This window comes from Arthrobacter sp. 08Y14, from assembly GCF_002929455.1.
GTDB lineage: Bacteria > Actinomycetota > Actinomycetes > Actinomycetales > Micrococcaceae > Arthrobacter_B > Arthrobacter_B sunyaminii.
On the sequence record NZ_PJIX01000003.1, the window covers coordinates 403,155 to 414,412 of the forward strand.

Here is an 11,258-nt window from a genome sequence, read left to right on the forward strand (position 1 = left end):
GAGCTATGGTCGCTCCAACATCTGTCAAAGAGCACCGGGAAGCATTGGTTAGCAGTTATGGCACAGGGCACAACAAGGCGCAGGAGCTGGATCGTCGGTCCCATGCTCGCAGGGACGCTTCTGCTGGGCGGAGGCGGTGCACTCACGTCGTGTTCGTTCGTCGCTGAAGACGTCCAAAGCAGCGGGTCGGGAGCATCCGGGCCGGCCTCAAAGGCCGCGGAATCCAAGCCTGCCGTTCCCGAGCCGGTAGCCGTTGTCACCCCGGAGGCGGACGCCGTTGAAGTGAACCCGATCTCCGTGCCGGCCATTACCGTGGAGCAGGGGACCGTGGAATCAGCAAAGCTGGCTCCGGTTTCCGGCGGCGAACCCGTTCCCGGCGAACTCAGCGCCGACGGAACCACGTGGACTGCCACCGGGACCCTGGCCTTCAACACGCCCTATGCCCTGACCTTCACCCTCGCCGATGCCAACGGCGACACCAGTACCCAAACCCGGAAGTTCACCACCGTCTCCACCGCCAATGAGGCCAATGCGGTCATGTACCCGCAGTCAGGATCAGTGGTGGGCACCGGCCAGCCGCTGGAGCTCAGCTTCAGCGAACCGGTCCTGAACAAGCAGGCCGTGGAAAAGGCCATCACGGTCACCTCCACCTCCGGCCAGGTAGGGGCCTTCTACTGGATCAGCGACACGAAGGTCCGTTACCGGGCCGAAGAATTTTGGGCGCCGCAGAGCACCATCACCGTGGATATGAAGCTGCTTGGCGTGGATTTCGGCAACGGCATGATCGGCAACTTCAATGAGACCGCCAGCTTCAGCACCCACAACAACCGGCTGGCCGTGGTGGACAACGCGGACAAGATGATGCGCGTGTACATCGACGGGCAGCTCACCAGGACCTTCCCGGTCACACTGGGCACCGAGGACTGGCCGTCCACTATCGGCTACCACGTGATCATGGACCAGCATGAGTCCATCCCGTTCCGTGCCGAATCCATTGGTTTGAAGCCCGGCGATGAACACTATTACGAGCCGGTCACCGCCCACAACGCCTCCCGCATCTCCGACGGCGGCGCTTTCATCCACGAAGCCCTGCCGTCCGCCCAGCCGGTGCTGGGCGTGTCCAATGTTTCGCACGGCTGCATCGGCATGAGTCCCGAGGGCGCCAAATACATCTATGACAATTTCGACGCCGGTGACGTGGTCCAGGTGCTGAACACCGGCTACGGACCCATGTTCGTGTGGGACGGGTTCGGGGACTGGAACCTGCCGTGGGCCGAGTGGGTCAGCCAGCCCAAGCAGTAACCCAACCTGCCCGGCCGAGCAGTCTGCCCGGCCGGATGCCGGAAGAATCCTACTGATCGAACGGCAGCCGGTGCAGCCGCCGGCTCACCCGTTCGGTATGTTCGCGCTGCCTGGACATCCGGGCATAATCGCGGTCCCGGCGCTCAGCCGTCACGGCGCTGAGGAAGTCCTCGGCCCGGGTGCCGGGCGGGGGCTGGGGGGAAACGAAGGCGGAGACCTCGTCGGCCAGTTCTGCGGCGCGGGCGGCCCGTGCCGGGGCTGAGAGCCGGGAGGCCTGGGACAGGAAGCGGGACACCCTGCGGGACAGTGCATCGGGAAAGCGTCCCATGTCCGCCAGATGCGCCCAGCCGCGCAGCCACGGCGGCATCTGAACCTGGTTGGGCACGGGAGCGGTGACCCGTTCCCTCATCGCGTACGTTCCGGCCATCATGTCCCCGAGCCGTTTGGACCTCTCGTTGAACATGGCCGCGATGAACGCCACCGATCCCGCGGACATGTAGATTTCCAGGACCGCAGCCATACCCCGGATGAAGCAGTGGCGGAAGCGCACCGCCCCGCCGTCGTCGCGCACTATCCGCAGTCCCATGGCCAGGCGTCCCAGCGACTTGCCGCGGGTCAGCGTTTCCACCGTCACGGGCACGCCGATCAGGACCAGGACCACGATCGTCAGGATTAGTGCCTGTCCCAGAGCGGGATCAACGGATTCGCCCAGGGTTTGGCCGAAGAGCAGCAGCAGCCCGAGAAGGACAATGAACTGGGCGGTCACATCGATGATGGAACTCAGGGCACGTGCCGCGAAGGATGCCGGCCGCAGTTCCAGGACAACGGCCTCTCCGGTGACGATGGAACTCACGGGCGGTCCTCTCGTCCGAATACTGGTGCTGGGTACTCCACTGTACCCAGCGCTAGGGTGTAACCGTGGATATGGAAGCGTTCAGCGCAGTGCATGCCCCTGACTGGTTGCGGCTGGATGAGCTTGCCGCCCGGCGCCGGCTCAGCGGGGAGGAAGCCGATGAGCTGCTGCGCCTCTACCAGCGGGCCTCGGCACACCTTTCCATGGTCCGCTCGGTGGCTCCGGAAGGCGCGCTCTCTGCTGCGCTGTCCATGCGCCTGTCCCGGGCACGAACCCGTTTCACCGGCGCACGGTCCAACTTTGCCGAGGACCTGGCGTACTTTTTCGTGGTTGCACTGCCGGCCGGCTTTTACCGTGTCCGCTGGTTGACCGTTGCCGTGGGAGCGGCGTTCATTGCAGCGTCGTGGCTTTTTGGAATCTGGGCTGCGAACACCCCCGGAGTCATTGCCGCGGCCCTGGGCTCCGATGCGGAAGTCCGGCGGTACGTTGAAGAGGACTTCGCCGGATACTACTCGGAGAACCCGGCTGCCTCCTTCGCGGGACAGGTCTGGACCAACAACGCCTGGATTGCCCTGCAGGCGGTCGCGTTCGGTATTACCGGCATTTGGGGACCGTTCATCCTGTACCAAAATGCCCTGAACGTTGGCATAGCCGCAGGGACTATGGCCGCGTACGGGAAACTGGACGTCTTTTTCAGCTACATCCTGCCCCACGGACTCATGGAGCTGACGGCCGTTTTCATCGCGGTGGCCGCGGGACTGAGGATTTTCTGGGCCTGGGTTGCTCCGGGACGGCGCACCCGCGCGGTGTCCGTGGCGGCGGAAGGACGCTCGCTGTTCACCGTGGCCCTGGGCCTGGTCATCGTGTTGTTCCTTTCCGGTTTGGTCGAGGGCTTCGTGACGGCGTCGCCGCTGCCCACCTGGCTACGGATCGGTATCGGAGCTGTCCTGTTCTTCGCGTACTGGGCGTACACACTGGTATTGGGCGGCCGGGCCTACCGTGCGGGTCACCGCGGCGATTTGTCCCGGCGCGACAGCGGTGACGTACTGCGGACCGCCTGACCGGGTCCTGTGCTGCGGCGGTCCGAAGGTAACAGTCGGATTGAGTCTCCTTGAACCCGGGGTGGCGGCGCCGTTCCTGCCGTGCTTGCCCGGTAGGGTCGAAGAAGAATGGAACCGTAAAAGTCCATCGGTATCCGCAAACAGGCCAGAACCAACAGGCCAGGGAAGTGAAAGAGGAAGTAGTGGCAAGCCAGGACGATACCCCCCAGCAACACCCCACGCCCGGAGGCTCCGCCGAACCCGAGAAGCACCGCACTGATCAGGCCGCCCAGGAGAGCAGCCGGCTCAGTGACGCCAGCGAGACCATCGTGAGCGGCGACCATGCGGCCGGCACGGATGCAGACGCTGCGGCCGACGGCGGTGCAACGGGTACCGCTGACGCCGCAGGTTCTCCTGCATCCCGAGGTTCCGAACCGGACGAGCGTGATGCCGGACTCGATCATGATGACTGGGAAGCTGCCTTTGCCGAGGCGGCAGGAACTTCCAGCGCCAACGTTGTCCCGGGCGGCCATCCTTCCCTCGCCCAGCGGAGCACCCTGCCGATGCGGCGGGCAAGCACGATGCCCAACGTCAGCGGCTACGGGGACCTCAGCGATGAGGAGCGGGAACAGGCGGGCCGCATCGACGCCGAGGTTCCCTCCGCCGGGAACAACACGGCGCAGGACAGCTCCCGCGCTCCGGCCAGTGACACGGACCCGGATGAGTCGCCGGAGACCACCCCCGTCAGCACCGTTGCTTCGGCCCCGCACCTTGATGACAGCGCCGCAGTAAAGGAATCGGCAAGAGAGCCGGTTTCGGATACGGTGCCGGTCCAGGAGGCTGCGTCGGATCAGGACACGGCGCTGCTGGACCGCAGCGCGGAAACAGCAGGTGCCAACACCCACAATGCTGCGGAGGGTGCGTCCGGAAGCACCGCGTTTACCACTGCCACGGCCGCCATTCCTGTTGCGGGAGCCACCGCTGCCGGGACCGGCAGCGGTGAAAGCAACAGTACAGACGGCAACAACACTGCCGCACAGGCGGACCGTCCGGCCGAAGACGAGATCTCCGAAGAGGAAATCCGGCGCCGGGCCGAGGAACGCGAACGGGCCGGGGCAGCCAAGCCCGTGCTGGCCCGCATCCTGCAGGTCATGATTGCGGTGTTCTTCCCGGTCATGCTGCTGGCGGCAGCCATCCGGGCGGTGGCCACCCCGTTGTTCCTCTGGGTCGAGTACCACCGGCCGGGGTTCCCTGCCGACAGCTACGGTTTCTCCACGGATGACCGCATGACATACGGCTCCTATGCCGTGGACTATCTGCTGAACTTCTCCGGCGCCCGCTACCTCGGTGACCTGGTGATGTCCAGCGGAGAACCGCTGTATCTGGAAAGCGAAGTCAGCCATATGGCGGACGTCAAAACCGTGTTGACCGTTGCCTTCGTGACGGCCCTCGCCATGGCGGTGCTGAGTCTTCTGGCCTGCATCTACCTGGCGAAGCGCAGCCCCGGCGGAATCCGGCGTGCACTGTTCTCCGGCTCAGTGGTGACGCTGGTCCTGGTCGGCGCGCTGATTGTGACGGCCGTGCTGGGCTGGGAAAGCTTCTTCACCCAGGTGCACACCATCTTCTTTGCCAACGGCAACTGGACGTTCCGCATGGACGACACCCTGATTCGCCTCTTCCCCGCCCAGTTCTGGATGGACGCCGGCATCGCCATTGCCGGACTGGTGCTGCTGACCTGCATCGTGGTGCTGATCGCGGCCTGGCCTACCAAAGCCCGCCGGGAGCGCTCCCGCCGCAAGCAGGAAGAGGCCCGCCGCCGCTACCTCGAGTCGCTGGAAGCGGTTTAGCAGACCGGCGGTACTTCGGACACCGAATAAAAAAGCTGCACGTCTCCCTCCGGAGGCGTGCAGCTTTTTTGGTCAGCGGCGTGCAGGCTTACTTCTGGTAAAGCTTCTCCACCTCGGCAGAGTAATCCGCAATCACGGCATTGCGCCGCAGTTTCAGGGTTGCCGTCAGGTGACCGGACTCAAGCGAGAAGTCCTGCGGCAAAACGGTGAACTTACGGATCTGCTCGGCCTGGGAAACCGTTGCGTTGGCCGCATCCACGGCTTCCTGCAGCGAGGCGCGGACCCGGGGGTCATCGGCAGCCGTAGCGGCAACCGCCGACACGCCGTTCTCGCGCCCCCAGGCCGCCAGCGCCTCGTCGTCCAGGGTCAGCAGCGCTGACACGAACGGCCGGCCTTCGCCCACCACGATTGCCTGTGACACCAAACGGTGCTCACGGATTTTCTCCTCCATCGGGCCGGGGGCAATGTTCTTGCCGCCGGCGGTTACGAGGATGTCCTTTTTTCGGCCGGTGATGGTCAGGAAACCGTCGTCGTCCAGGGAGCCCGTGTCCCCGGAGTGGAACCATTCGCCGCTGAAGGCGGCAGCGTTGGCCTCGGGGTTGTTGTGGTAGCCCTTGAAGACGCCGGCCCCGGCGATCAGGACCTCGCCGTCGTCCGCAATCCGGATCCTGCTGCCCGGCAGCGCCAGGCCCACCGAACCGACCCGGGCCAGCGGGACGGTGTTCACGGTGGCCGGAGCCGTTGTTTCCGTCAGGCCGTAGCCCTCGAGGACCATGATCCCGGCGCCGCGGAAGAAGTGTGCCAGCTGCGGGCTCAGCGCGGACGCGCCGCTGATGGCGTGGGTCAGCTTGCCGCCAAAGACGTTGCGGACCTTCGGGTAGAGGGTCTTGTCGAAGAACTTGTGGCGTGCCTTCAGTGCAAGGGAGGGTCCCTTGCCGCCGCGGGCTGCGGCATCCAGGGCGGTGGAATAGGCGACGGCGGTGTCCGCTGCGGCGGTGAACAGCTTGCCCTTGCCGGCGGCCTCCGCGGACTGCTGCGCTCCGGCATAGATCTTTTCGAAGATCCGGGGCACGGCGAGCAGGAAGGTCGGCTGGAAGGACTTCAGGTCGCCCATAAGGTCCGCGGCGCTGCCGGAGTGGCCTACGCGCACTCCGGCCGCAAGGCAGCCCACCTGCACGGCGCGTGCCAGTACATGGGCCAGCGGCAGGAACATCAGCGTGCTGACGTCCTTGTGCTTGAGCATTTCCGGCAGGAACTCCACGATGTTGACGCCGAACAGTGCAAAGTTGCCGTGCGTGATTTCGCAGCCCTTGGGACGGCCGGTGGTGCCGGAGGTGTAAACCATGGAGGCCACGGATTCCAGGGTTGCGGTGGTCCGGGCGGTTTCCAGCCGGTCATCGTCCACCGAAGCGCCCGCGGCGATGAGCTCCTCAAACGTTCCCTCGCCGCCGTCGGCCTTCATCTGCCACAGCGCAATGTCGAGGTCTCCCGAGGCCACTGCGGCGGATACCACCGCTGCTTTCCGATCATCTTCGACGAAGACGTGCGTGGCGCCGGAATCCTGGATGATCCACTCCACCTGGGAGGGGGAGGACGTTTCGTAAATGGGCACCGTGACCGCGCCGGCAAACCACACAGCGAGGTCAACCAGGGTCCACTCGTAGCAGGTCTTGGACATGACGGCCACGCTGTCGCCGGGGCGCACACCGAGGCCGATCAGCCCCTTGGCCAGTTCGCTGACCTGCGTCAGGAATTCGTCGGCAGTGACGTTCTTCCAGCCGGTGCCGTTCTTCAGCGAAAACAGGGGGTGGTTGGGGGTCTTCGCATGGAGTCCCACCAGGATGTCGGTGATGTTCGACTTCTCGGGGAGATGGACCAGTAAATCAGTGGCGGATTCGCGCACCGTTGGCCTCTCTTTCTGTGCTGCGCACATGGGTAAATGAGACTAAATCCAGCTGGGCATCCACATACGCAGCCGCCAGTCAGAATACGGGATAGTTTCAGCCGTCCAGACCGGCAGGAAAAACGCGGAGACCAGAATCGCGGCGAGAAGGAACACGGCCACCGCCAAACCGGCTGTCCTCCTGCGCGCCGGCGGATCGGTACTCCGGCCCAGGGCCAGGCCCAGCACGTAGGTCAGCGCCAGGATCAGGAACGGCTCAAAGGACACCGAATAGAAGAAGAACGTGGTGCGCTCCGGATAGGCGAACCAGGGCAGATAGCCCGCGGCAACTCCGGCCAGGATGGCGCCGGCGCGCCAATCCCGGCGGCCGAGCCAGCAAAAGAGCAGGACCAGCAGGGACAGTGCAGCGGACCACCAGATCACCGGGTTGCCGACGGAGGAGATGGCCGTGGAGCAGCTGTCCGCGGTGCAGCCGCCGGTTCCCAGGGTTGATGATTCGTAGAAAAACGACGTGGGCCGGCCCATGAACAGCCAGGTCCAGGCACTGGATTCGTACGCATGCTCCGAGCTGAGATTGTTATGGAAGGCGTATGCGCTGCGGTGGTATTCCGCCAGCGACCGCAGCCAGTCCGGCAGCCAGCCCCACGTTTCGGAGGGGTTGTCCTGCGCCCAGTTGCGGTCGTAGGCATTCGCCGAGCGCAGCCAGCCCGTCCATGAGGCCAGATAGGTGAGGGCCGCCGCCGGGATGACGGTGAAGAATGCCGGCACGCCGTCCTTGAGCAGTCCCGCCGTTGGCCAGGCACGGATGCCGGCGACGCGGCGCGCGTTGACATCCCACAGCACGGTCATCAGGCCAAAAACGGCGACAAAGGCCAGCGCAGACCACTTGGTGCCCACAGCCAACCCGAGGCAGACGCCGGCGGCCAGCCGCCAGGGCCGCCACAGCAGCCACGGACCGTACAGCAGGGCGGCCGCCGGGGGTGCACTGCCGCCGGCCGCCGCCGACAGCCGGCGGGCCAGGCGCCGCCGCCCGTCGTCGCGGTCCAGCAGCAGGGCGCCGAAAGCCGCCACCACCCAGAACGTCAGGAAAACATCCAGCAGGGAGGTGCGGGACATCACCAAGTGGTGGCCGTCAACGGCCAGCAGCAGCCCCGCGATGCCGCCCAGCAGCGGTGAGCGGAACAGCCGGACGGCAATGAGTCCCACCAGCAGCACGGTGAGCGTGCCGGTCAGCGCGGCGCCGAAACGCCAGCCAAAACTGTTGTCCGCACCGAAAAGCGCCATCCCGGCAGCGATCATCCATTTCCCCACGGGCGGATGCACCACGTATTCCGGGTCGGCGAGCAGCACTCCTGGGATGCCCGCGTTGAAGGACGCGTTCGCGTCTTCGGGCCACTGACGCTCATAACCCGAGATCAGGTACGAATAAGCGTCTTTGACGTAATAGGTCTCGTCGAATACCAACGAATGCGGTTCGTCCAGCCGGACAAAACGCAGCACCGCCCCGATCACCGTGGACACCAGGGGCAGGATCCAGCCCCAGACGCCCAGGGTGAAGGAGGTGCCCGGCGCCCAGCCCAGCAGCCGGTTCCGCAGCTGGGTACTGCTGTACGCGCGGACGGGATCCTGCACCAGCGGTGCTGCTCCGGGGGCTGGGGTCTCGATCACGGTCGGGCTCACCCGCACCACTCTATAGGTGCCGGGGGCGCCCACTGTTCCCAACTCGCGTAGGGTTAGATGGTGAATTCCAGCAAGCAGACCACCGGCCCCGGCACCTCCCAAAACACGCAGAACGACGGCGGTTCGGCCGCCGCTGACGCACGCACCGGCGGCGGGCAGATTGTTTTGGCCGCCACTCCCATCGGCAATATGGGAGACGCCACGAACCGGCTCATCGGGCTGCTGGAGACCGCCGATGTCATCGCCGCGGAAGACACCCGCCGCCTGCACCGGCTGGTGTCCGCCCTGAAGATCACCACCAGCGGCCGGATCATCAGCTACCACGAGCACAACGAGGCAACCCGCACGGCGGACCTGCTGGAGATGGTGCGAGGCGGCGCCACCCTGCTGATGGTGACCGACGCCGGCATGCCCGCGGTCTCCGATCCGGGTTTCCGGCTGGTGGAGGCCGCAGCCCGCGAGGGCCTTACCGTCACCGCAGCTCCCGGTCCGTCCGCGGTCCTGACCGCCCTGGCGCTTTCCGGACTGCCGACCGACCGGTTCTGTTTCGAAGGGTTCCTGCCCCGCAAGGCCGGCGAACGCAGTGCACGGCTGGCCGAGCTGGCGGGAGAACGGCGCACCATGGTGTTCTTTGAGGCGCCGCACCGTCTGGAACCAATGCTCCGCGCGCTGGACGCAGCGTTCGGCGGAGACCGGCGGGCCGCCGTCGCCCGAGAACTGACCAAACTGCACGAGCAGGTGCTCCGTGCCCCGCTGCGTGAACTGCTGGAATGGGCCGAGGCCTCCGAGGTGCGCGGGGAGATCGCCGTCGTCGTCGCCGGAGCCGGCGAGGCTGCCCCCGAGCTGCCTGAAGACCACGTTGCGGCGGTCAACGGCCTGGTGGCCCAGGGCGCACGCCTGAAGGACGCCGTGGCCACCGTCGCGGAGGACGCCCGGATCAGCAAGCGCGAGCTGTACTCGGCGGTGCTGGCCGCCCGCGGCTAGGGCTGCAGCCGTCCGGTCTTTGGCCAAATGCACAGCGTCGGGGGAACTCCATGGTGCACTTCCGCATTTACAGCCGCAACGGCACCCGCATACGGTGAACATGGATGACGGGTCTTCCGGCCCGGGCAACGACGTCGAATCTTGGAGGCATTCCATGGGTATTACCGCTGACCGCGAAGCCGAACTGCTGGCTCAGGTCCCCACCGGCCTGTTGATCAACGGCGAGTGGAGGGATGCCGAGGGCGGCAGGACCTTCGACGTCGAGGATCCGGCCACCGGGAAGGTGCTGCTGAGCATCGCCGACGCCAGTGCCGGGGACGGCGCCCTCGCCATGGACGCCGCCGCTGCCGCGCAGGACTCCTGGGCCAAAACCGCACCGCGGGAGCGCGGGGAAATCCTGCGCCGCGCTTTTGACCTGGTAACCGAGCGGGCTGAGGATTTTGCCCTGCTGATGACCCTGGAAATGGGAAAGCCGCTGGCCGAAGCCCGGGGCGAGGTCACCTACGGCGCCGAGTTCCTGCGCTGGTTCTCCGAGGAAGCGGTCCGCATCTCGGGCCGCTACGGCACCTCCCCGGACGGCAAGTCCCGCCTGATGGTGAACAAGAAACCCGTGGGACCGTGCCTGCTGATCACCCCGTGGAACTTCCCGCTGGCCATGGCCACCCGCAAGATCGCCCCCGCCGTTGCCGCAGGCTGCACCATGGTGCTCAAGCCTGCCAAGCTCACCCCGCTGACCTCCCAGCTCTTTGCTGCGGTGATGATGGAGGCAGGGCTGCCGGCCGGCGTCCTCAACGTGGTTTCCACTACGTCCGCAGGCGACGTCACCGGCCCGATCATGAAGGATGAGCGGCTGCGCAAGGTCTCCTTCACCGGGTCCACTCCCGTGGGCCAGGGTCTGATCCGCGACGCCGCGGACCGGGTGCTGCGCACCTCCATGGAGCTCGGCGGCAACGCCCCGTTTGTGGTCTTCGAGGACGCGGACATGGACAAGGCCGTGGCCGGCGCCATGGCTGCCAAGCTGCGCAACATGGGCGAGGCCTGCACGGCGGCGAACCGCTTCATTGTGCACGAGTCCGTTGCCGACGAGTTCGCGGAGAAGTTCGCGGCGAAGGTGGGCGCCATGACCACTGCCCGCGGAACCGAGGACGAGTCCAAGATCGGCCCGCTGATTGATGCCAAGTCCCGCGACAAGGTCCACGCCCTGGTGACGGATGCGGTCGACGGCGGCGCCTCCGCCGTAGTGGGCGGCGCACCGGTGGACGGCCCGGGTTACTTCTACCAGCCGACCGTGCTGAAGAACGTGGCTCCTGATGCGCGCATCCTGCGGGAAGAAATCTTCGGTCCGGTGGCCCCCATCGTCACCTTCTCCACTGAGGATGAAGCCGTGGCACTGGCAAACAACACGGAGTACGGCCTGGTGGCCTACGTCTTCACCGAGGACCTGAACCGCGGACTGCGGATCGGGGAGAAGCTGGAAACCGGGATGCTCGGGCTCAACGCGGGCGTGGTCTCCAACGCCGCCGCTCCCTTTGGCGGGGTTAAGCAGTCCGGGCTCGGCCGTGAAGGCGGCGCCGAGGGCATCGAGGAGTACCTGTACACGCAGTACATCGGCATCGCTGATCCCACCGCGGTCTAGGCCGGACTGTCCG

8 protein-coding genes are annotated in these 11,258 nt (G+C 66.0%); 5 read left to right on the plus strand and 3 right to left on the minus strand.

Annotation, left to right across the window (positions count from 1 at the left end; all coding sequences use genetic code 11):
- Positions 1 to 102: 102 nt before the first annotated feature.
- Positions 103 to 1,302, plus strand: coding sequence for an Ig-like domain-containing protein (locus CXR03_RS14320; RefSeq protein ID WP_181034620.1), 1,200 nt, complete (start codon positions 103 to 105; stop codon positions 1,300 to 1,302).
- Between the two features lie 49 nt (positions 1,303 to 1,351).
- Here CXR03_RS14320 and CXR03_RS14325 read toward each other — a convergent pair whose 3' ends face one another.
- Complete coding sequence (locus CXR03_RS14325; protein WP_104104419.1) at positions 1,352 to 2,155, minus strand: RDD family protein; 804 nt, start codon at positions 2,153 to 2,155, stop codon at positions 1,352 to 1,354.
- Between the two features lie 65 nt (positions 2,156 to 2,220).
- Between CXR03_RS14325 and CXR03_RS14330 the strand changes: the two genes are divergently transcribed.
- Together CXR03_RS14330 and CXR03_RS14335 are read left to right on the plus strand one after the other, a co-directional pair.
- Entirely contained in the window at positions 2,221 to 3,216 is a 996-nt protein-coding gene (locus CXR03_RS14330) for a stage II sporulation protein M (RefSeq protein WP_181034621.1), read from the plus strand.
- Between the two features lie 182 nt (positions 3,217 to 3,398).
- Positions 3,399 to 5,042 (plus strand): TIGR01906 family membrane protein, encoded by a 1,644-nt coding sequence (locus tag CXR03_RS14335; protein WP_258073664.1) that lies wholly within the window; start codon positions 3,399 to 3,401, stop codon positions 5,040 to 5,042.
- Between the two features lie 88 nt (positions 5,043 to 5,130).
- Here CXR03_RS14335 and CXR03_RS14340 read toward each other — a convergent pair whose 3' ends face one another.
- The gene (locus tag CXR03_RS14340) at positions 5,131 to 6,945 is read right to left on the minus strand and encodes a long-chain fatty acid--CoA ligase (protein ID WP_104104421.1); all 1,815 of its coding nucleotides are present in this window, start codon (positions 6,943 to 6,945) and stop codon (positions 5,131 to 5,133) included.
- 42 nt (positions 6,946 to 6,987) lie between these two features.
- Positions 6,988 to 8,625 carry a dolichyl-phosphate-mannose--protein mannosyltransferase gene (locus CXR03_RS14345; RefSeq protein WP_258073665.1) on the minus strand — a complete coding sequence of 546 codons (1,638 nt, stop codon included), beginning with the start codon at positions 8,623 to 8,625 and terminating at the stop codon, positions 6,988 to 6,990.
- A 159-nt stretch (positions 8,626 to 8,784) separates the two neighbouring features.
- Here CXR03_RS14345 and rsmI point away from each other — a divergent pair, with 159 nt between their 5' ends.
- Both rsmI and CXR03_RS14355 read left to right on the plus strand, forming a co-directional pair.
- Positions 8,785 to 9,609: a 16S rRNA (cytidine(1402)-2'-O)-methyltransferase gene (rsmI, locus tag CXR03_RS14350; protein ID WP_258060144.1), complete on the plus strand. Its 825-nt coding sequence runs from the start codon at positions 8,785 to 8,787 to the stop codon at positions 9,607 to 9,609.
- 154 nt (positions 9,610 to 9,763) lie between these two features.
- On the plus strand, positions 9,764 to 11,245 hold the full coding sequence (locus tag CXR03_RS14355; RefSeq protein WP_104104422.1) for an NAD-dependent succinate-semialdehyde dehydrogenase: 1,482 nt from the start codon (positions 9,764 to 9,766) through the stop codon (positions 11,243 to 11,245).
- The last annotated feature ends 13 nt before the right edge of the window (positions 11,246 to 11,258 follow it).

Bases quoted from the DNA above. Each gene is read 5' to 3' on its own strand.
- CXR03_RS14320 (WP_181034620.1), top strand. From the start codon at position 103: ATGCTCGCAGGGACGCTTCTGCTGGGCGGAGGCGGTGCACTCACGTCG.
- CXR03_RS14355 (WP_104104422.1), top strand. From the start codon at position 9,764: ATGGGTATTACCGCTGACCGCGAAGCCGAACTGCTGGCTCAGGTCCCC.